General features: G+C 70.0%; 18 protein-coding genes. 7 read left to right on the top strand and 11 right to left on the bottom strand.

Annotated features, from left to right (window positions below):
• The first annotated feature begins 91 nt into the window (after positions 1 to 91).
• A complete protein-coding gene (locus tag FFG40_RS16055; RefSeq protein WP_138804107.1) occupies positions 92 to 586 on the top strand; it encodes a MarR family winged helix-turn-helix transcriptional regulator in 495 nt (164 codons plus the stop codon).
• 104 nt (positions 587 to 690) lie between these two features.
• Here the strand turns inward: FFG40_RS16055 and FFG40_RS16050 are convergent, their stop codons facing one another.
• The 7 genes from FFG40_RS16050 to FFG40_RS16020 form a co-directional block, all read right to left on the bottom strand.
• On the bottom strand, positions 691 to 2,457 hold the full coding sequence (locus tag FFG40_RS16050) for a hypothetical protein (RefSeq protein WP_138804108.1): 1,767 nt from the start codon (positions 2,455 to 2,457) through the stop codon (positions 691 to 693).
• 122 nt (positions 2,458 to 2,579) lie between these two features.
• A complete protein-coding gene (locus tag FFG40_RS16045) occupies positions 2,580 to 2,771 on the bottom strand; it encodes a hypothetical protein (RefSeq protein WP_027466139.1) in 192 nt (63 codons plus the stop codon).
• A 55-nt stretch (positions 2,772 to 2,826) separates the two neighbouring features.
• Positions 2,827 to 3,396, bottom strand: a complete 570-nt coding sequence (locus tag FFG40_RS16040; RefSeq protein WP_138804109.1) for a GNAT family N-acetyltransferase — start codon at positions 3,394 to 3,396, stop codon at positions 2,827 to 2,829.
• 202 nt (positions 3,397 to 3,598) lie between these two features.
• Complete coding sequence (locus FFG40_RS16035; protein WP_138804110.1) at positions 3,599 to 4,618, bottom strand: ABC transporter substrate-binding protein; 1,020 nt, start codon at positions 4,616 to 4,618, stop codon at positions 3,599 to 3,601.
• Positions 4,619 to 4,629: 11 nt separating this feature from the next.
• The gene (locus tag FFG40_RS16030) at positions 4,630 to 5,547 is read right to left on the bottom strand and encodes an ABC transporter ATP-binding protein (RefSeq protein WP_138804111.1); all 918 of its coding nucleotides are present in this window, start codon (positions 5,545 to 5,547) and stop codon (positions 4,630 to 4,632) included.
• Positions 5,544 to 6,653 (bottom strand): iron chelate uptake ABC transporter family permease subunit, encoded by a 1,110-nt coding sequence (locus FFG40_RS16025; protein WP_260678898.1) that lies wholly within the window; start codon positions 6,651 to 6,653, stop codon positions 5,544 to 5,546. The genes FFG40_RS16030 and FFG40_RS16025 overlap by 4 nt, the downstream gene beginning before the upstream one ends.
• On the bottom strand, positions 6,650 to 7,753 hold the full coding sequence (locus FFG40_RS16020) for an iron ABC transporter permease (RefSeq protein ID WP_260678897.1): 1,104 nt from the start codon (positions 7,751 to 7,753) through the stop codon (positions 6,650 to 6,652). Before FFG40_RS16020 ends, FFG40_RS16025 begins: the two co-directional genes overlap by 4 nt.
• 28 nt (positions 7,754 to 7,781) lie before the next feature.
• Here FFG40_RS16020 and FFG40_RS16015 point away from each other — a divergent pair, with 28 nt between their 5' ends.
• Positions 7,782 to 8,612 carry a siderophore-interacting protein gene (locus FFG40_RS16015; RefSeq protein WP_138804112.1) on the top strand — a complete coding sequence of 277 codons (831 nt, stop codon included), beginning with the start codon at positions 7,782 to 7,784 and terminating at the stop codon, positions 8,610 to 8,612.
• A 628-nt stretch (positions 8,613 to 9,240) separates the two neighbouring features.
• Here the strand turns inward: FFG40_RS16015 and FFG40_RS16010 are convergent.
• The 3 genes from FFG40_RS16010 to FFG40_RS16000 form a co-directional block, all read right to left on the bottom strand.
• On the bottom strand, positions 9,241 to 10,152 hold the full coding sequence (locus tag FFG40_RS16010) for a carbohydrate ABC transporter permease (RefSeq protein ID WP_027466145.1): 912 nt from the start codon (positions 10,150 to 10,152) through the stop codon (positions 9,241 to 9,243).
• 1 nt (position 10,153) lies between these two features.
• Positions 10,154 to 11,125 carry a carbohydrate ABC transporter permease gene (locus tag FFG40_RS16005; RefSeq protein WP_027466146.1) on the bottom strand — a complete coding sequence of 324 codons (972 nt, stop codon included), beginning with the start codon at positions 11,123 to 11,125 and terminating at the stop codon, positions 10,154 to 10,156.
• Positions 11,126 to 11,209: 84 nt separating this feature from the next.
• The gene (locus FFG40_RS16000) at positions 11,210 to 12,565 is read right to left on the bottom strand and encodes an extracellular solute-binding protein (RefSeq protein ID WP_138804113.1); all 1,356 of its coding nucleotides are present in this window, start codon (positions 12,563 to 12,565) and stop codon (positions 11,210 to 11,212) included.
• 295 nt (positions 12,566 to 12,860) lie between these two features.
• Between FFG40_RS16000 and FFG40_RS15995 the strand changes: the two genes are divergently transcribed.
• Positions 12,861 to 14,366 (top strand): alpha-N-arabinofuranosidase, encoded by a 1,506-nt coding sequence (locus FFG40_RS15995; protein ID WP_138804114.1) that lies wholly within the window; start codon positions 12,861 to 12,863, stop codon positions 14,364 to 14,366.
• A 314-nt stretch (positions 14,367 to 14,680) separates the two neighbouring features.
• Here the strand turns inward: FFG40_RS15995 and FFG40_RS15990 are convergent, their stop codons facing one another.
• A complete protein-coding gene (locus FFG40_RS15990; protein WP_035808788.1) occupies positions 14,681 to 15,706 on the bottom strand; it encodes a LacI family DNA-binding transcriptional regulator in 1,026 nt (341 codons plus the stop codon).
• A 195-nt stretch (positions 15,707 to 15,901) separates the two neighbouring features.
• Here FFG40_RS15990 and FFG40_RS15985 point away from each other — a divergent pair, with 195 nt between their 5' ends.
• The 4 genes from FFG40_RS15985 to FFG40_RS15970 all read left to right on the top strand — a co-directional run bounded on the left by FFG40_RS15985 (position 15,902) and on the right by FFG40_RS15970 (position 21,214).
• Positions 15,902 to 16,846, top strand: coding sequence for a carbohydrate ABC transporter permease (locus FFG40_RS15985; RefSeq protein WP_027466150.1), 945 nt, complete (start codon positions 15,902 to 15,904; stop codon positions 16,844 to 16,846).
• Complete coding sequence (locus FFG40_RS15980) at positions 16,843 to 17,814, top strand: carbohydrate ABC transporter permease (protein ID WP_027466151.1); 972 nt, start codon at positions 16,843 to 16,845, stop codon at positions 17,812 to 17,814. Before FFG40_RS15985 ends, FFG40_RS15980 begins: the two co-directional genes overlap by 4 nt.
• A gap of 97 nt (positions 17,815 to 17,911) precedes the next feature.
• Entirely contained in the window at positions 17,912 to 19,246 is a 1,335-nt protein-coding gene (locus FFG40_RS15975; RefSeq protein ID WP_185974214.1) for a sugar ABC transporter substrate-binding protein, read from the top strand.
• A gap of 138 nt (positions 19,247 to 19,384) precedes the next feature.
• Positions 19,385 to 21,214, top strand: a complete 1,830-nt coding sequence (locus FFG40_RS15970) for a beta-galactosidase family protein (RefSeq protein ID WP_138804116.1) — start codon at positions 19,385 to 19,387, stop codon at positions 21,212 to 21,214.
• The last annotated feature ends 95 nt before the right edge of the window (positions 21,215 to 21,309 follow it).

Genomic DNA, 21,309 nt, shown 5'->3' with positions numbered 1-21,309 from the left:
GTCGGTGTTGCACGTTGTGCTTCGAGTTCGAAGCACCTGATGGAGACGCTAGCACTGCTTCGAACTCGAAGCAATGGGTAGGATGGGTTCCGTGACCGATGCGCCGAACTCCCTGACCCCGACGCAGCTCGGGGCGTACTTCGCCTTCACCGAGGTGAGCAGCCTGCTGCGCCACGCGGTCGAGCGGCAGCTGCGCGACGTGGGCGGCCTGAGCTACGTGCAGTTCCAGCTGCTCGCCCGGCTCGGTGACGCCCCGGGCGGGCAACAGCGCATGACCGACCTCGCCGACGGGGTCGTCTACAGCCGCAGCGGGTTGACGTACCAGGCGCAACTGCTCGAGCAGCGTGGACTGGTCACCCGTGGGCCCTCGCCCGACGACGAACGCAGCACGGTCGTGACGATCACCCGTGCCGGTCGTGACGTCCTCGCCGCGGTCTTCCCCGGGCACATCGAGGCGCTGCACACCCTGCTGTTCGCGTCGATGTCGGACGCGGACGTCGACGACCTCGCGCGGATCCTCGGGGGAGCGGCGGAGCACCTGCGTGCGGACCCGCCTCGATCGGCCGCGTCCCGGAAGCGCAGCTGATCGCAGGACGACGGCCGACTGCTCGTGGAGCAGCCGGCCGTCGTCCGTCAGGAGCGGACGCTCCCGTGCGCACCGTCAGGAGCATCCGCTCCCACGGGTGCCGATCAGTTGTACGACGCGAGTCGGTTCGGAGCGGTGTTGCCCGCAGGGGTGGGAACCGCGCCGCCGACGCCGTTGATGATGCTCGAGATGGTGCCCGTGTCGCCGAGCGAGACCGTGACGAGCCCGTGGGCGCGGACGCCGGCGGTCTGCGGGACCTCGAACGCCCGGTCGGCGTGCACGGACGGGTTCGTGTTGAAGAAGGCGTAGACGCCGCCGCCCCAGATCTCGTGCTTCGTGACCGAGGACGCCACCTTGTAGGCCGCGTAGCCCGCGCCGGTCGGACTCTGCCAGGATGCGTTGTCCGGGACGTCGTACGGCATCTCGTTCTGGAAGAAGATCGTCCTGCCGTTCTCACCGTTCCAGAGCACTTCGTACTTCTGGTAGTGCTCGACGAAGAGCCCGGTGGCGAGCACGTCGTTGCCGTTCACCTCGACCCCGGTCGCGCCGGTGTTGACGTTCCAGCCCGTCGGCGCGCCGCCGTGGTCGGCCCGCCAGGCCCAGATGTGGTCGATGAGTGTGTCGTCGGCGTTCACCTGCAGGGTGGTCGTCGCCCTGCCCTGCACGCTCGAACCGACGCGGAAGAAGACGTCCTGGATGCTCTGCGGATCTCCCGCGTGGTCGACGTGCGACCCAGCGCCGCCGAGGCGGACGAGCTGTGCGCTGTTCTGCGCGCCGGCGTCCACGACGAGGTTCGACACGTTCACCCCGGCGACGTCCGTCGACGTCAGCACGGCGTTGCCCCTGGTGGGGACGAGGGTCGGGAAGCCGATGCCCGTCACGACGGTGTCCGCCCTGGTGACGGCGATCGGCGAGTCGAGCTGGTACGTGCCCGGCGTGAAGAAGAGGTTGAGGCCCTGCGCCAGAGCGGCGTTGATCGTGGCGGCCGAGTCGCCCGGGTGAGCGACGTAGAAGTTCCGCATCGGGAGGTCGGTGCCAGCGGTGTTCGGCCACGTGACACCGCTCGCGTTCTGCTTGAGCGAGGGGACAAACACGTGGTACTTGTTCGACGAATCCACGTACAGGTACGGCTTCTCCCGTGTGGTCGGCGTGGTGGCGAGCGTCGTGTAGCTCTTCGAGAAGTCGTTCGCCGGGGCGCCCTGGACCCCGGAGAAGGTCATGTTCCAGTTGCCGCCCTGCCACGCCCCGATGGTCGAGTTCCGCGTGTACCACTGCTGTTGGGACCCGGAGGTCACCGTGCCGTCGACCCTGGTGTCGGCGATGTAGCCGCCGGACGAGTACCCCTGCCCACCGTCCTGGTTCGACGGGCCCATCGTGAGGTTGCCCTTCACGTGGACGCGGCGCATCGGAGCGGCCTGGGACACCGCCCACCGGTCGGTTCCGCTCTCGGGCGTGATCGCCACGTTCTCGACCGACCGCCAGAAGTTCTGTGTCGCGTTCTTCTCGTCGCCGGCATTCCACCCGGAGTCGACGTTCACCGCACCGTTGATCGTGACGTCGTCGGGGTTCTTGCCGAGCCCGGCGACCGACGTGTAGAAGCCGAGGTTCGCCCAGACCCGGCCGTAGCTGCCGGGCTTGAACAGGAAGGCGTGCCGCTGCGTGCCGAACTGCGCCGTCGTGCTGCGGAGCTGGCTGGTGAACGCCGCGTCGACGTCGGCCTGGATGGTCGACGCCGGCACCGTGGGGTCGTAGATCTTCACGTTGCTGCCGAAGTCCGGGGTGTCGCTCGTGGCGATTGCCTGGGCCGAGATCGCCGGAGCCAGTGCCCCCACGACACCGACGCTCAGGGCGAGCGCGAGGATTCGCTTCATCCGTCGTTGCATGATGCTCGATTCGTCATCGTGCGGCGTCGTTGCCGCACGGGACAGACCGTAGACCCGTTGCCGCGCTCGGACAGTCGGGAGAAAAGGGGACAAGTGCCCCCGGTGGGGCACTAGCTGCGGGGAGCCCGCACGAAGAACAACGTGATGGCACCGAGCACGACCGCGGCGACGATGAGCGCCCAGGCGAGCACGATGACGGGCCCGTCCCAGGGGGTGAAGAGCAGTCCGACCCCGATCACCAGGGCCACGGCGGCGCCGATGAGGGCGAGGCGGTGCGGTCGTACCGGAGCGGTGCGTGTCACGGTGCCCACGGTACGCGCGCCGGCCTGGCAGTGCGGCGTCGAGCGGGCACGCCGGTCACACCGTCGTGCGCATCACCCACCGCCACTTGGCGATGCGGCGGTCGCGCACGAACCCGAACTGCGTGAACAGTTCTTCCGGTCCGGTGTGCAGGTAGGCCCCGCGCTGTGGCTTCCGCTCGACCGTCTGCTCCGGGTAGGCCTCGACGGTCCCGCCACCCGCCCGCCGGATCTCCTCGAGCGCGGTCGTGACCGCGGCGCGTGCGACCCCCTGACCGCGATGTCGGGACTCGACGAACACGCAGCCGATCCGCCAGTCCGGCGGCGTCGAGGCTTCCCTGGCGTAGGCGCCGGGGTTCAGGATCGTCGGCAGCTCGACCGGCCGGCCGAACTGGCACCAGCCGACCGCCGTGCCGTCGGCGTAGACGAGCACCTGGTGGTTCGTGCCGTTCCGCACGTGCCGGTGCTTCGCCTCCTGGTGGGACACCGTCGGGTCGGGCGTCCCGCGTGGACCGTCCGGGTGGAAACCGATGCACCAGCACCCGCCCCACACGCCGTTGCTGCGGGTCACGAGCGCGGCGAAGTCGGGCCACGTCTCCTCGGTGAGCAACGCCGTCGAGTACTCCATGGGCCGATGATCCTCCGGCCCCGGCGATCCCGCCACCCCCGCGACCGTGGTGCTCCCAACGGCGCGCGACCGGTGGTCAGGCTGCGCTGCGCCGGGCGGCGACACGGACGCGGTCGGCTGACGGCCCGGAACGAGACCACGAACGGCCTGGAGGCGCGGTGCCAGCTGGCACCGCGCCTCCAGGCCGCCCTGGGCGTGGGTCCTAGGAAAGCTTCTTGCTGTCCTCGAGCCAGCCCGCGAGCTTGGTCATGTAGTCGGCCTGCGACGCGTAGTCGAGGGCCGGGAACGTCCAGCTGTGGACCTGGCCCGCCTCGAGCGCGGCGTTGTCGGCGAAGGTCGGCTGCTTCTCCAGGTCGGCGACCTGGTAGCCCTGCTGCGACAGCAGCAGCACGTCACCGGTGATCTGGCCGGCGTTCTCCCACGAGTAGATGCCCCAGTAGAAGCCCTCGGGCTTCGGGTTGACGAAGTCGACCCCGTACGACGCGTACATCTGCAGCGACGGCTCGTCGGTCGGGCGGGTGACGTAGGCGCCGTCACCGTCGGCGTACATCGAGACGACCGACAGGTCCTTCTCCTTCGAGACCTTCTCGAGCTCGTCGGCCGCGGTGTCGAAGCGCTTCTCGGCGGCGTCGACCGTCGACTCCTTCGCGCCGAGGGACTCGGACAGTTCCGCGATCTTCTCGATGACGTCCTCGCCCTTGCCGCCCCACTTCACCTGGACGACCGGCGCGATGGCCTCGATCTGCTTCTCCTGCGCCGTGTCCTTGAAGCCGTAGCCGGGCTGCTTCGTGTCGAGCGTGCCCTTGGCGTCGGTCGGGTAGACCGACGTGACGACGAGGTCGGGCTTGAGCGCGGCGAGCTGCTCGAGGTCGATGTCGCCGTAGGCGGTGCCGAGCTGCGTGATGCCGTCGGTGTCCAGGCCCTCGAAGCGGGCGTCCTTCGCCATCGTCAGCTGCCCGAAGGTGCCGACGGGCTTCAGGCCGTACTCGATGAACGACAGGGCGATGTCGTTCAGCACGACGACGCGCTTCGGCGTGTGGTCGACCTTCACGGTGGCGCCCGTGGCGTCCTCGTACGACCACGCCTTCGACGCGGCGGTGCCGCCGTCGGAGTCGGAGTCGTTCGAGTTGCCGGTGCTCGAGCAGCCGGTCAGGAGGAGTGCCGAGACGGTCACGGAGGTCAGGAGGGCGGCGCGCAGGTGGCCACGTCGGGAGGTCTTCACGTTAGGAGAGGCTAACCTAAGTTCGCGGCACTTGCCAGCACGTCTTCGGTTTTCGTCGGGACCGTGTGCTCGGTCCGGGCGCCCGGCACGGTGTGCTCGGTGGGAGCGCTCGGCACGGGGTCGTGCTCGTCCGCCTCGGGCACGATCATCGGCGCACCGGTCACCGGGTCGGGGAACACCCGGGCGTGCAGACCGAACGCGTGCTCGAGCAGGGCAGGGGTGAGGACGTCGTGGGGTGTGCCGTCGGCCACGACCCCGCCGTCGTGCAGCACCACGAGCCGGTCGGAGTACCGCGCCGCGAGCGACAGGTCGTGCAGCACCATCACGATCGTCGAACCCTGCTCGCGGTTCAGCCGCCGGACGAGCCGCAGGACCTCGAGCTGGTGCGCGAGGTCCAGGTAGGTCGTCGGCTCGTCGAGCAGGAGCGTCTGGGCCTGCTGTGCGACGACCATGGCGATCCAGGCACGTTGGCGCTGCCCGCCGGACAGGCTCGTGACGTCGCGGTGCGCCACCTCGGTCAGACCGGTGGCGGCGATGGCCTCTTCGGCGACGGCCGCGTCCTCGGCGGTCCACGGCTTCGCCCACGACTGGTGCGGGTTCCGGCCGCGCATCACCAGGTCGAGGACGCTGGTGCCAGCGGGGGCGACGGGGGACTGCGGCAGGATCGCGAGCTTGCGGGCCACCTGGCGGTTCGGCTCCCTGCGGATCGGGGTGCCGTCGAGCAGGACCTCGCCGGCCTGCGGCTTGAGCACGCGGCCGAACGCCTTGAGCAGCGTCGACTTGCCGCAGCCGTTCGCGCCGAGGAACGTCGTGACGGTGCCGCGTTCGATGCGCAGGTCCAGGTCGCGCAGCACGGGCTGGCGGTCGTAGCCGACGGACAGGGCCGTGGCTTCGAGGACGGGGGTGTCGTGCGGGTGCGGTGTTGTCATCGGGACATCTCCTTGCGGTGACGGACGAGGAGCCAGATCAGGTACGGCGCCCCGATCACGGTGGTGATGATGCCGACCGGCACCTGCCACGGGAACGCGGAACGGGACAGCAGGTCGGCGGCGAGCACGAGCACGGCGCCGAGGGCACCGGCGAGCAGCAGCGGCGGCCGGTTCGTGCCGGCGAGCCGGAGCCCGACCTGCGGTACGACGAACGCGACGAATCCGACCGGCCCCGCGGCGGCCACGGCGGCGGCGGTCAGCACGACCGCGAGCGCGATGACGAGCAGCCGGTGCCGCTGGACGCCGAGACCGACGCCCGTCGCGACCTCGTCGCCGAGCTGCCCGATGCCGAGCGCCGCACTCGTCGCCAGTGCGATCGGCACCGCGACGACGGCCACCACGAGCAGCGGCCAGACGCTCTCCCACGAGGTGCTCGACAGACTGCCGACGAGCCACTGCGACGCCGCGGTGGCGACGGTGATCTTCGCGCGGACGAGCAGGTAACTGGTCACGGCGTCGAGCGTCGCGCTCACGCCGATGCCGACCAGCACGAGCCGGTAGCTCTGCACACCGCCGCGCCAGCCCAGGCCGTACACCAGGACCGCAGCGACCAGGGCGCCGATCGTGGCGGCCACCGGGATCCCGCCACCGAGCAGCAGGGACGAGACCGAGTACGTCCCGCCGCCGAGCACGATGGCCGCGACCGCACCGACGCTCGCGCCCGCGGTGACACCGATGATGTCCGGGGTGCCGAGGGGGTTTCGGGTGAAGGTCTGGGTGAGCGCGCCGGCGACCCCGAGCGTCAGGCCGACGAGTGCGCCGGTGAGCACGCGGGGCAGGCGCAGGGTGGTGATGATGAAGGCGTCCGGCCCGGACTCCAGGCCGAGCAGGGACCGGATGACGACCCCGGGAGCGATCCACGTCGAGCCGACCGCCGTCCCGATCACGATGAGTACCAGGACGGTGGCGAGCGAGGCGACGGTGTACCAGAACACCCGCGGGCGCCAGGCGAGGCCGACGGGGCCGATGCGGATGCCGGCGCGGCCGGGGGTGTGGGGAGCGGGGGCGGGCGTGCTGCCGGTGCTGCGCACCGCTGCCCCGCTCACAGCGACACCAGCGATCGGCGACGGGCCACCGCGACGAACACGGGGCCACCGATGACGGCGAGCACGATGCCGACCTCGACCTCGGAGAACCCGCCGATCAGGCGGCCGATGACGTCGGCGAGCAGCACGAGGGCGGCGCCGACCAGACCGGAGACCGGCAGGGTCCAGCGGTGTCCGGTGCCGACGAGCGCACGGGCGACGTGCGGCACGGTCAGGCCGACGAAGCCGATCGGGCCGGCAGCAGCGGTGGCGCCGGCGGCGAGCAGTGTGATCCCGCCCAGGCCGACGAGCCGGGCGACGAGCACGTTCTCGCCGAGCCCCTTCGCCAGCTCGGACCCGAGCCCGAGGGCGTCGAGGGCACGGACGTTCAGCACCGCGAGCACGAGCCCGGCGGCCAGGAACGGCCACACCGCCCCGAGGATGTCGAGCTGTCGTGCGGCGAGCGATCCGACGACCCAGAGCCGGTACGCGTCGAGCGAGGCCTGGTCGGTCAGCACGACGAAGGAGGTCAGGGCCGCGAGCAGGGCCGACACCGCGGCCCCGGCGAGGGCGAGCGGAACCGGACTGGCCGTGCCGCTGCCGGCGATGGTCACCGAGAAGACGACGACGCTGGCGACCAGGGCCCCGACCAGGGCGAACCAGACGGTCGCGCTCGTGCTCGTCACCCCGAACACGTAGACGCCGAGCACCACCGCGAGCCCTGCTCCCGACGAGACGCCGAACAGGCCGGGGTCGGCGAGTGGGTTGCGGGTGTGTCCCTGCATGAGGAGTCCGGCGATGCCGAGGGCCGCACCGACCGCAGCACCGATCAGCGTGCGCGGGATGCGGGAGCCCCACACGATCGCCTCGTCGGTGCTCGACCCGGAGCGTGTGAGCCCCGCCCACACCTCGGCGACACCGATGCGGTTGCTGCCGAGCAGCATGCTCGCCACGGCGACGAGCACCAGGGCGACGACGAGTCCGACGAGCACCGCGGTCCGCCGCCGCATCGCGGTCCGGTGGACGCCGAGGGCGCGGGACGCACCGCCGTCTCGGGCACTGGACGCGTCGGGTTCGGGGGCCTCCGGACCGGAAGCCAGAACGGGATTGGGGGCTGGCACGGAAGTCATCTTAGGTTAGCCTTGCCTCATGGCGAAGACCCCGCGGCTCCTGCCGACGAACCCCCGGCTCTTCCGCGCCCGTGTCCTCCGGACCCAGCGGGTGACCCCCTCGATGCAGCGCGTCACCGTCACCGGGGACGACCTGCACGAGTTCGGCTACCTCGGTTTCGACCACTGGTTCCGCCTGTTCGTCCGACGCCCCGACCAGGACGCCTTCCGGATGCCCGACCTGGACGGCAAGAAGTGGTGGCCGACGTTCCTCGGCATCCCCGAGGACATCCGTCCCCACTGTGCGAACTACACCGTCGCCGCGTACCGCCTGCTCGCCGACGGCACCGCTGAGCTCGACATCGACTTCGTCGTGCACCTGGACCACCGCGGTGAGCTCGAGGGCCGCGCCGCGATCTGGGCCTGCGCCGCACGCCCCGGCGAGGAGCTCGCGATGCTCGACCAAGGCTGCATCTTCGATGTCCCCGCCGGCACCAGCGAGGTCGTCGTCGCCGCCGAGGAGACCGGCCTGCCCGGCGTCGTCGGCATCGCCGCCTCGTTGCCGCGCGACACCGTCGGCCGCATCATCCAAGAGGTCCCGACCGCCGCCGATATCCGCGACCTCGACGCCCCCACCGGCGTGCAGGTGACGTGGATCGTCCGGCAGCCGGGCGCCGTCCCCGGCAGCGGCGCCCTCGCCGAACTGCAGCGGCACGTGCCGTCCGACGACCAGGGCTACGCGTTCGTCGTGGGGGAGTCGCGCCTCGCAACGGAGGGCCGCCGCCACCTGCACCGTGCGGGCCTGCCGAAGTCGCGCATCACGTTCTCCGGGTTCTGGAAGCACGAGACGAAGGTCTCCGTCCCCGCCTGACCCGCGCGGTGCCTGGTGCTTCCGGGCGTACCGCCACAGAACTCCTGCTCAGGTACGCCCGTTCTGCCCAGGTACGCCCGTTCTGCCCAGGTATGCCCGGTCTCGCCAGGTACGCCCGGTCCCGCCGGGTACGCCCGGTCCTTCCCCTGGCGCCCGCGATACCTGGCGCTCTCGGGCGTACTGCTACAAAACTTCCGCCCAAGTACGCCCGTTCTGCCCAGGTATGCCCGGTCCCGCCAGGTACGCCCGCTTCCGCCAGGTACGCCCGGTTCTTCCCCTTGCGCGCGCGTTGCCTGGTGCTTTCGGGCGTACCGCCACAGAACTTCTGCCCGGGTACGCCCGGTTCCGCCAGGCGCGCCCGTTCCCCCTAGGTTCGCCCGGTTCCGCCAGGTACGCCCGGTCCTTCCCCTTGCACCCGCGATGCCTGGTGCTTTCGGGCATACCGTCACGGAACTTCCGCCCAGGTACGCCCGGTTCCACCGGGTACGCCCGGTTCCGCCCAGGTACGCCCGGTCCCGCCAGGTACGCCCGCTCTCGCCAGCCGCGCCGCGCACGCGACGCGACCAACGGACGGACGGGAGGCCCGGTGCCAGCTGGCACCGGGCCTCCCGTCCGTGGTGGGGTGGCGTCAGCCCTTGAGGCCCGAGCCCGTCACGCCCTCCACGATCTGCCGCTGGAAGATCAGGTAGAGGATGATCAGCGGCAGCGCCGCGAGGATCGCCCCGGCCTGGATGTCGGCGTAGCGCTGCCCGAAGCTGCCCTGGACCGTGGCGAGCCCGACCGGGATCGTCATGAGGTCCGGGTTGGACAGCACGAACAGCGGCAGCAGCAGGTTGTTCCACACCCCGACGAAGGTCAGGATCGTCACGGCCGCGATCACCGGACGCGACAGCGGCAGGATGACCGACCAGTAGACCTTCCAGATGCCGGCGCCGTCGATGCGCGCCGCCTCTTCGAGCTCCTTCGGGATGCCGTCGAAGAACTGCTTGAAGATGAACACCGCGATCACGGCGGGCACCTGCGGGAAGATCACCGACCAGTAGGTGTTGAGCAGGCCGACCGCGTTGAGCTCCTGGAAGATCGGGATGATCAGCACCTGCGTCGGGATCATGATCCCGAGGATGATGAGCAGGAACGCGATGTTGCGGCCGCGGAACACCAGCCGCGACAGGGCGAACGCCGCCATCGACGCGAACAGCACGGTGAGTGCCGCGGTGACGACGCTCGTGATGGCGCTGGCGAGGTACCAGTTCCAGATGTCGCCGGCCTGGAACAGCGACGAGTACGAGTGCAGCGTCGGGTTCCAGTTCGACAGGATCGCGTTCGCGCCGAGGGCGGCGACGCCGTTGTCGGACAGCGACGTCTTCAGGGCGAACACGCTCGGGATGAGCCAGATGATCGCGAAGATCGTCAGGACGATCCCCGACGCGATCGTGAAGCCACGACCGCTGACGCCGATCTTCGCGGCGCTCGTGGGAGCGGCGGACGAGACGCCGGTGCGGAGCTTGCGGCCGGTGGTGATGCTCTCGGTGGCGGTCATGTCAGGCCCCGATCTCTCGCTTGGCGGCAGCGCGCTCGACGAGCTGCCGGATGACCGCGATCGCCACGATCACGATGAACAGGAGGACCGACGCGGCCGATGCGGCACCGAGCCGGTTGTCGGTGAAGCCGACGCCGGTGATGAGCTGCAGCGAGACCTGGGTCGAGATGCCCGGCCCGCCGTTCGTCATCAGGTAGACCTGGTCGAAGATCTTCAGGCTCGCGATGATCTGCAGCAGGACGACCAGCGTCGTCGTGCGGCCGAGCAGGGGGAGCGTGATCGACTTGATCTGCTGCCAGTTCGACGCACCATCGACGGCGGCTGCCTCGTACAGTTCGCGCGGGATCTCCTGCAGACCGGCCAGGTAGAGCACGAAGTTGAAGCCGAGGGTCCACCACACGGTGGCGATCGCGACACCGATCATGGCCGTGTTCGGGCTCGACAGCATGCCGGAGCCGGGCGTCATGCCGATCGCCGACTGCAGGCTCGCCCACAGACCGGTGCTCGGCGTGAAGATGAACACCCAGATCAGCGAGATCGTCGCGGACGGCAGGATGAACGGCAGGAAGAACGCCAGGCGGAAGAACCACTGCCCGCGGTTCATCCGGTTCGTCAGCACGGCGAACACGAACGCCAGGATGACGAGCGGCGGGGTCGTGTACAGCGTGAACTGCAGCGTGTGCCAGAGCGACGACCAGAAGTCGCTGCGCCCGAGCATCTCGGCGTAGTTCGCGAACCCGGCGAAGCTGCCGAGCCCGGTGCGGACGGTCGAGGTGTTGAAGAAGCTCGTGACGATCATCCAGACCGTCGGGCCGAGCAGGAAGGCCACGTAGAACAGGCCGAACGGGGCGAGGAACAGCCAGCCGCTGCGGCCCTGGCCGCGGTTCACGCTGGAGCCGTAGGAGCGGTTCCGGCGGAGACGCGGCGCGGTGGCCGCGTCGGTCGGCCGGTCGAGGACAGGTGCTGTGGTCACGTCATCGTGCCTTTCGCGCGGTGTTCACGGCGATCGCGGGGGTCGTCTGCCCGGGGTGGTCCCGCCGGGTGGTTGCGTGCCGGGTCACAGGGGGCTCGGGGTGTTGAGGTACGTCGCGAGCTGCGACTTGATGGCGCTGAGCGCCTGCGCGGGGGACGAGCTGCCCTGCTGCACGAGGGCGAGCTGAGCGCCCACCGTGCCTTCGAACGTCGAACCCGAGCCGCCGTACCAGGCGGCGTCGTCGAACACGGCGGTCTCGGCTGCGGCCGCGTAGTTCGACTGGGGCGTCAGCTTCTTGTACGCGGCGCTGTCGAACGTCGGGATGTAGGCCGGCACGTGCCCGCCCTCGGCCCACGTCAGGCTCTGCTCGAGCATCTGCTTGATGAAGAGCATGTGCTGCTTGCGCTGCTCCGGCGTGCGGGCCTTCTTCGGCAGGACGAACGTGTGCGAGTCCGCCTGGGTCGCCGGCTTGTCGTAGAGCTGGGGGATCGGCGCCATGCCGAAGTTCAGGCCCTTGATCGACTGCGCGGTGCTGATCTCCCACTCGCCCTGCATGAAGAAGCCGGCCTTGCCGTCGAACATGAGCGACTGCGCGGTGGCGTAGTCGAGGGCCTTGTTCAGCCAGCCCTCCTTCACCCACTTCTGGGTGCGGCTCGTGACCTCGTTGTAGGCGTCCTCGTTGACGGTGAGCTTCGATCCGCCGTCGCTGATGAACGGGGTGGCGTCCTTCAGCTGGTTGTACATGGTCCAGAAGAAGCGCCACGGGGTGGCCGTCTCCGGCACCACGTTCGCGACGTTGAGCGCCGTGCCGCCGGTGACCTTGGCGACCGCGGCGAGGGCCTTCTCGAAGTTGTCCATGCCGTTGAGGTCGACGAGGTTGCCGTCGCCGTCGATCAGGCCGGCCTTCTTGCAGACGTCGACGTTGTAGAAGAGGACGAAGGGGTGGGTGTCGAGCGGGACCGCGATGTTGTTGCCGTCGGTCTTCTGCGCCGCCCAGGCCTTCTGGTTGAAGTCGGCGGCGCTCAGGCCGACGCTCGCCAGGTCGTCGGACGTGATCGGGTCGAGCAGGTCACCGTCCCAGAGCGGCTTCGCGCGGGTCAGGTGCGCGACCGCGACGTCCGGCGGCTTGTTCCCGACGGTCGCCAGTGTCAGCTTCGAGTAGTACGGGTTGCCCCACGCGAACGTGGTGCCCTGCAGCGCGCTCGAGCCGCCGTGCTGCTTCGCGTAGCCGTCCTCCATGGACTGCATGCGGACGCCGTCACCGCCGCCGAACAGGTTCCAGAAGACGAGGGTCTCTGGGTTGAGTGCGCTGCCGGCGAGACCGGCGGCGAGGGGGCTCGAGCAGGCGGCGAGCGGCAGGACCGTCGCGGCCGCTGCGCCGGCGGCGAGGAAGCCCCGGCGCGAGAGGCGCGACGCGGGTGTTGCGGGTGGGATCGGCATGGCATCACTCCATCGGGATGGGCCGGGCTCGGGAACAGGGTCGGTGCTCCCGCCGGAGCATCGCTGCTCCGGACCCGGAGCACTGCTGCTCCGGACACGGAACGACCTTCCGGTGCTCCGTGAGCGCTCACATTAGCGCTCGCTCCCGGCATCCGCCACCCCTTTCGCGACGGCGCGGAACCCGGTAGCGTTTCCGTCAGGTGAGCGCTCACTTTCGTGACGGCCCGCTTCGGTTCCCGTCCGTGGCCCCACACGCTCCCCGCACGAACCGCACTGCCACGATCGAAGGAGATCCATGCCCCGCACACACCTCGTCCTCGACGCCGCGTTCACCGTGGGGCCGGTGCGACGTCGCCTGTTCGGCGGGTTCGTCGAGCACCTCGGCCGCCACGTCTACGACGGCATCCACGAGCCCACCCACGAGACCGCCGACGCGCACGGCTTCCGCAAGGACGTCGTCGAACTCGTCAAGGAACTCGGCGTCTCCGCCATCCGCTACCCCGGTGGCAACTTCGTCTCCGGCTACAAGTGGGAGGACGGCGTCGGCCCCGTCGAGCAGCGCCCCCGCCGCCTCGACCTGGCCTGGCACTCGACGGAGACGAACGAGGTCGGCCTGCACGAGTTCCAGCACTGGCTCGACCAGGTCGGCTCGGAGCTCATGCTCGCCGTGAACCTCGGTACCCGCGGCACGCAGGAGGCGATCGAGCTCCTCGAGTACGCGAACATCGACGCCGGGACCGCACTGTCCGAATACCGTCGTTCGAACGGTCGCCAGGAACCCTTCGCCATCAAGATGTGGTGCCTCGGCAACGAGATGGACGGCCCGTGGCAGCTCGGCCACAAGAACGCCGACGACTACGGCAAGCTCGCCGCGATGACCGCCAAGGCCATGCGGCAGATCCAGCCCGACCTCGAGCTCGTCGCCTGCGGTTCCTCGGGGGCGTCGATGCCGACGTTCGGCGAGTGGGAGCGCACCGTCCTCGAGCACACCTACGACGACGTCGACTACATCTCCGCGCACGCCTACTACGAGGAGGACGACGACCTGCCGTCGTTCCTCGCCTCGGGCGCCAACATGGACCACTTCATCAAGACGGTCACCACGGCCGCCGACCACGTCCAGGCGCAGAAGAAGTCCGACAAGCGCATCGACATCTCGTTCGACGAGTGGAACGTCTGGTCGATCACGAAGTGGGAGGCGAAGGCAAAGACCTTCACGCTCGACGAGTGGCCCGTCGCCCCGCGTCTGCTCGAGGACGTCTACACCGTCGCCGACGCCGTCGTCGTGGGTGGCCTGCTCATCTCGCTGCTCCGCCACGCCGACCGCGTCGCCTCGGCCTCGCTCGCCCAGCTCGTCAACGTGATCGGCCCGATCATGACCGAGCCCGGCGGCCCGGCCTGGCGCCAGACGACCTTCTTCCCGTTCTCGGTCACCTCGCGCCTGGCGCAGGGCACCTCGCTGCAGGTCAAGGCCTCGGGCGACACGGTCGACGGTGGCAAGCACGGTGAGGTCCCGGTCGTGGACTCCGCCGCCACCGTGTCCGAGGACGGCAAGGCAGCGGTCTTCCTGATCAACCGCCACCCCTCCGAGCCGACGACGGTGACGATCGACCTGGCCGGCATCGGTGCGACGGGCGACGTCCACGCCGAGGGTGTCTGGGACGACGACCTGCACGCCGTGAACGACCTGGAGAACACCTCACGCGTGGGGCTCCGCACGAACGAGTCGGTCCGTCGCGAGGGCGACACCGTCACGATCGAGCTCCCGCCGGTCTCCTGGACCGCCGTCTCGATCGGCTGACAAGACGCCTCGGCGCACGCCACGGCGGGCGTCGAGTGAGCACAGAGGACGTCGGGCGCTCGCGCCCGACGTCCTCTGCTCGTTGCGCGTGCGCGGCGACCCGGGCGCGAGTCCACGCGGTGGGCGACACCTCACGGGGTGACGGGCGCGTGGACTGTCGCTGGGCCCGTGACGTGGCCCGCGCGGCGGCCGGGAGGCCCGTGGCGGCCTGGCACCGGGCCTCCCGACCGGCGCGTGGTGACTCCACGGCCTGGGCGACACCTCACGGGAACGCGCGCCCGTGGAGTGTCGCTGAGCGCGAAACGCGCGCCGCGTCAGCGCGCCGGCGGCGCGGCCGTGCTCGCCCGCTCGACGAGCCGCACCGGCACCAGGTCGGCCGCGACGCTGACGCGCTCGCCGTCGATCTGGGCGAGCAGGTTCGCCACCGCTCGGCGGCCGACCTCGTCGAAGGACTGGTGCACGGTGGTCAGCGGCGGCCAGAACGAGTCGGACTCGGGGGAGTCGTCGAACCCCACCACGCTCAGCGACGACGGCACCGGGCGACCGGACTCGTGGGCGGCGCGCAGGACCCCGAGGGCGGTCTGGTCGTTCGCGGCGAACACCGCGGTGATCTCCGGCCGTGCGGCGATCTCGAGCCCGGCCTCGTAGCCGTGCTCGGTCGTCCAGCCGCCGCGGAACACCGGGGGGACCGGTCGACCTGCGCGCGTCAGGGTGTCCTGCCACGCGGCGAGGCGACGGGCGGCCGAGTACGACGACTCCGGCCCGGCGACGTGCCAGACGGTCTCGTGCCCCAGGTCGAGCAGGTGCTGCGTGGCCTGCCGGGCACCGTCGGCCTGGTCGGTGTCGATCGCGGGGTGGTCGGTGCTGCCCGTGGAGTCGATGATGACCATGGGCACGCCGTCGGGCAGCACGACCTCGGCGGTGTCGATGATGTGCGACTCGATGATGATCACGACGCCGTCGACGGCCTGTTCGTGCAGGCGCGAGAACGCGGAGCGGACGCCCGCCTCGGTGCGCGAGGCCATCGGCAGCAGGGTGATCGTGAAGTCGGCGACCCCGGCGGCGTCGGCGATCGCCTCGAGCGTGCGCATGTTGCCGAAGGAAGCGAGCGTGAACATGATCACGCCGATGGTGCGGAAGCGGCCGGAGCGCAGGGCGCGGGCGGCACGGTTGGGCCGGTAGCCGAGGGACTCCATCGCGCGCTGGACGCGGTCGCGGGTCTCCGGGCTGACGTTGTCGAAGCCCCGGGCGACGCGTGAGACCGTCTGCATCGACACCCCGGCGGCGTCGGCCACGGCGGCCATCGAGGGGGCGCGGCGGGTGCCGGCGGGGGACTCCATCGTCACGCTGGCGCTCCTTCCGGATCGAGGGCCGAGCGGTCGGCCTCCCCGGACGCTAGCGCATGTTGACGTTGCCATGCTATCGTCACGTCGTTCGATGTTGACGTCAACATCGGTGACCGCCCGGACACCCTGATCCGGCCCGGGCCGAGCCGCCGACATCGACCACCCGAACGCAGCAGACGAAGGAGTCACATGAGCACGCTCGCAGCGCGCCCCGGTGAGGCAGCACCGCGCCCCACCGCCGAGCGCCCCGCCGGCCGCCGCCCCAAGCCGCGGGGACGGTTCACCGGATGGCTGTTCGTCGGCCCGTTCGTCGTCGTCCTGGTCCTGATGCTCATCGTGCCGATCGGCTACGCGCTCTGGCTCAGCCTGTTCCGCGACCAGCTCATCGGCGGCAACCAGTTCGTCTGGTTCGCCAACTACGTGCAGCTCTTCCAGGACGCCAAGTTCTGGTCCGGGTTCGGCCGGGTCGCGATCTTCCTGGTCGTCCAGGTGCCGATCATGCTCGGCCTCGCGCTCGTCGCCGCCCTGGCCCTGGACAGTGCCCGACTGTGGGGGACGAGCTTCTTCCGCATCGCGGTGTTCCTGCCCTACGCCGTCCCCGGGGTCGTCGCGGCCCTGATCTGGGGCTTCATCTACGGCAACCAGTTCGGTCTGACCGGCGCCGCGAACGACGCGCTCGGCATCGACCTGCTGCAGCCGTTCAGCCCGAGCTGGGTCCTGACGTCGATCGGCAACGTGGTCACGTGGGAGTTCCTCGGCTACAACATGCTGATCTTCTACGCCGCGCTCCGCACCGTCCCCGGTGAGCTGTACGAGGCGGCCGAGCTCGACGGCGCCGGCCCGATGCGCACGGTCTTCTCGATCAAGCTCCCGGCGCTCCGCGGCCCGATGGTCATCGCCACGATCTTCTCGATCATCGGCAGCTTCCAGCTCTTCAACGAGCCGAACCTGCTCAAGACGCTCGCCCCGAACGTCATCGGCAGCGCCTTCACCCCGAACATGTACGCCTACTCGCTGTCCTTCAGCGGTCAGCAGTTCAACTACTCCGCCACGGTCGCGATCGTGATGGGCGTGATCACCGCGGTGATCGCCTACGTCGTCCAGGTCCGCGGCACCCGCGAGGAGAACCGATGAGCACCATCCAGCACCCCGCCGGGCCCGCAGCGGCCACGGTGACCGAGGCGACCACGACGCAACGTGCGCCGCGCACCCGGTCGATCCGCGCCTCCAGGCAGCTCCGCACCGCGGAAGGCGGACGCAAGCCGAAGCGTTCCGGCCTGCTCACCGCGGTCATGGTCGTCTTCGTCGTGTACTCGTTCGCCCCGCTGTTCTACCTGCTCGTGAACAGCACGAAGACGCAGGCGTCGCTGCTCTCCACGTTCGGTCTGTGGTTCGGCGGGGACTTCAACCTCTGGCAGAACATCGTCGACACGCTGACGTACAACGACGGCATCTTCCTGCAGTGGTTCGGCAACACGCTGCTCTACGTCGTCGTCGGTGCCGGCGGGGCCACCCTGCTCGCCACCGTCGCGGGCTACGGCATGGCGAAGTTCCAGTTCCCCGGTCGCCGTGCGGTCTTCGCCGTCGTGCTCGGTGCCATCGCGGTCCCCGGCACGGCCCTGGCGGTCCCGACCTTCCTGCTGTTCTCGCAGGTCGGCCTGACCAACACCCCGTGGGCGATCATCCTGCCCTCGCTGATCAGCCCGTTCGGCATGTACCTGATCTGGACCTACGCGGTCGACGCGATCCCGGCCGAACTGCTCGAGGCCGCCCGCATGGACGGTGCCGGTGAGTTCCGCATCTTCTTCACGATCGCGCTCCGCCTGCTCGCGCCCGGTGTCGTCACCGTCCTGCTGTTCGCGGTCGTCGCCACCTGGAACAACTACTTCCTGCCGCTCATCATGCTGAGCGACCCGAAGTGGTACCCGCTGACGGTCGGCCTGAACCAGTGGAACGCGCAGGCCACCGGGTCCGGCGCGCAGCCGATCTACAACCTCGTCGTCACGGGATCGCTCCTCACGATCATCCCGATCGTGGTCGCGTTCCTCTTCCTCCAGCGCTTCTGGCAGTCCGGCCTCGCGGCCGGGTCGGTCAAGGCCTGATCCCTCGGACACCAGGCCCGTGGCGACCCCGCCACGCGCCGACCGGTCCGGCACACAGCAGCACCACCCCCTCCACGAAGAAGTGAAAGGCACTCCCATGAACAAGCGTCTCCGGCGCGGGCTCAGCGCCCTCGCCATCGGCGTCACCGCCGCGATCGCCCTCGCCGCGTGCGCCTCCGGCGGCTCCGGCTCCGGCGGATCGGCCGACGACATCGACAAGGCCCTGAAGGACGGTGGCACCCTGACCTACTGGTCGTGGACCCCGTCGGCGAAGGCCCAGGTCGCCGCGTTCGAGAAGCAGTACCCCAAGGTGAAGGTCAAGCTCGTCAACGCCGGCACCGGTGCCGACCAGTACACGAAGCTGCAGAACACGATCAAGGCCGGCTCGGGCGCCCCCGACGTCGCCCAGGTCGAGTACTACGCCCTGCCGCAGTTCGCGCTGTCCGAGTCGCTGCTCGACCTGTCGAGCTACGGCTTCGACTCGCTCGAGAAGGACTTCGCGAAGAGCACCTGGAGCTCGGTGTCGATCGACGGCAAGGTCTACGGCCTGCCGCAGGACTCCGGCCCCATGGCGCTGTTCTACAACAAGAAGGTCTTCGACAAGCACGGCATCGCCGTGCCGAAGACGTGGGACGAGTACGTCACCGCGGCCAAGAAGCTGCACCAGGCGGACCCGAAGGCCTACATCGCGGCGGACTCCGGCGACGCCGGCTTCACCACGAGCATGATCGCCCAGGCCGGCGGCACCCCTTTCACCACCGACGGTGACAAGGTGACCATCAACCTGCAGGACGAGGGCACCAAGAAGTGGACGAGCACCTGGAACGAGCTCGTCGAGCAGGGCCTGCTGTCGAAGACGGTCGGCTGGACCGACGACTGGTACAAGCAGCTCGGCAACGGTGAGATCGCCACGATGATCACCGGTGCCTGGATGCCCGGCAACCTGGAGTCCGGCGTCGCCCAGGCCTCGGGTGACTGGCGCGTCGCCCCGATGCCGACCTACGACGGTGGCACCGCCCAGACCGCGAACAACGGCGGTAGCGCCCAGGTCGTCATGAAGCAGTCCAAGAACCCGGCCCTCGCCGCGGGCTTCCTCAAGTGGCTGAACTCCTCGAAGGAGTCCACGAAGGTCTTCATGGAGTCCGGCGGCTTCCCGTCGACCACCGCTGACCTCGACTCGTCGGCGTTCCTCGACGAGAAGCCGGAGTACTTCGGCGGCCAGCAGATCAACAAGGTGCTCGTCGACGCGTCGAAGTCCTCGGACAACGACTTCACCTACCTGCCGTACCAGGTGTACGCGAACAGCGTCTACGCCGACACCGTCGGTCAGGCGTACGAGAACGGCACCTCGCTCGACGCCGGTCTCGAGGCCTGGCAGAAGGCCCTCGCCAAGTACGGCAAGGACCAGGGCTTCACGGTCTCGTCGAAGTAGTTCGACAGCATCCCCGCGGGGCCGTGCGGACACGTCCGCACGGCCCCGCTCCACGCCCGGCCCGGCTCCACGCCCGGCTCGGCTCCACGCCCGGCCCGGCTCGACGCCCGGCCCGGCCGGCAACGAAAGAACCACACCATGCGCTTCGCCATCGGCGACACCGACTTCCTGCTCGACGGCGAGCCGCACCGGGTCCTCTCCGGCGCGATCCACTACTTCCGCGTGCACCCCGACCTGTGGGCCGACCGGATCCGCAAGGCGAAGCTGATGGGCCTCAACACCATCGAGACCTACGTCGCCTGGAACGCGCACGCGCCGTCGCCCGGGGTGTTCGACCTGTCGGGTGGCCTGGACCTCGGCCGTTTCCTCGACCTCGTCGCCGCCGAGGGCATGCACGCCATCGTCCGCCCCGGCCCCTACATCTGTGCCGAGTGGACGAACGGCGGGCTGCCGTACTGGTTGTTCGCGGACGGCTCCGTGGGCGTCCGCCGCAACGAGCCCGGGTTCCTCGCAGCGGTCCGGACGTACCTGCAGCACCTGGCCCCCGTGCTGGTCCCGCGGCAGATCGACCAGGGCGGGCCCATCGTCCTGGTGCAGGTCGAGAACGAGTACGGCGCCTACGGCTCCGACCCCGAGTACCTGCGCGCCCTCGAGCAGATGCACCGCGACATCGGGCTGACCGTCCCCTTCACGAGCGTCGACCAGCCGATGGGCACGATGCTCGAGGACGGCTCCCTGCCCTCGCTGCACAAGACCGGGTCGTTCGGCTCACGCTCCGCCGCCCGGCTCGAGCGCCTGCGGCAGGCCCAGCCCACCGGGCCCCTGATGTGCTCGGAGTTCTGGGACGGCTGGTTCGACAGCTGGGGCGAGCACCACCACACCACGCCGGCGTCCGCCAGCGCCGAGGACCTGGACGTCCTGCTCGCGGCCGGCGGCTCGGTGAACATCTACATGTTCCACGGCGGCACCAACTTCGGCTTCACGAACGGCGCGAACGACAAGGGCGTCTACCGTCCGATCGCGACGTCCTACGACTACGACGCACCGCTCGACGAGGCCGGTCGGCCGACGTCGAAGTTCCACGCGTTCCGCTCGGTGATCGCGCGCTACGCGCCCGTCCCGCCGCTGCCCGCGACGATGGAGCCGGGTGGATCGGGTCGACTCGCGGCCGATGCCGCGTCCGGCGACGGCCTGGAGGCCCGGATCACCCCCGCCACGGACCTCGCCGTCCGTCTGGACCGCGTCGCGTCGCTCCGTTCCCTGCTGCCCACGCTCACGACGTGGTCCGCGCACGACGAGCCGCCGACCTTCGACGCCCTCGGGGCCGCGAGCGGCTTCGTCGCCTACCGCGCCGAGGTCGACCTGCCCACCGGAGGGGTGCTGACCGTCGGCACCGAGGTGCGCGACCGGGCGATCGTGTCGGCCGACGGTGTCGTCGTCGGCGTACTGGAGCGTGAGCACCACGACCGCGCCATCGCTCTGCCGCCGGTGACCGGCACGCTCGAGCTCCTCGTCGAGGACCAGGGCCGCGTCGACTACGGCATCCGCATCGGTGAGCCGAAGGGCCTGATCGGCGGCGTCTCGATCGACGGCGTCCCGGTCGCCCGGTGGACGGCATCGCCGCTCGCCCTCGACCCCGTCGCACCTGCCGCCGTGACCGCGCTTTCCGAGGTCGCTCCGACCGGTGGTGAGGTGCTCGCCGGACCGACGTTCGCAGCCGGCTCGTTCGACCTCGACACCGTGGACGACCGGTACCTGTCGCTCGACGGGTTCCGGAAGGGTGTCGCGTGGGTCAACGGGTTCTGCCTCGGTCGGTACTGGTCGCGGGGCCCGCAGCGGACCCTTGCGATCCCGGGGCCGGTGCTCCGCCACGGTCGCAACGAGCTCGTCGTGCTCGAACTGCATGCCGCCGCTTCCCGTACCGCGTGCCTGCTCGTCGAGCCCGATCTGGGCCACACCGAGGCCTAGTCGCGGGCGCGGCGCCTGGTCGAATCGGGCGTACAGGGTCGAATCGGGCGTACCTGGTCGGAAGTCTCGACCAGGTACGCCCGATTCTGCTTTCC

The sequence above is a fragment of the Curtobacterium sp. KBS0715 genome, from assembly GCF_005938005.2.
Lineage (GTDB): Bacteria > Actinomycetota > Actinomycetes > Actinomycetales > Microbacteriaceae > Curtobacterium > Curtobacterium flaccumfaciens.
Note: the sequence above shows the minus strand (reverse complement) of the source record. Positions and strands in the feature narration are given on the sequence as shown.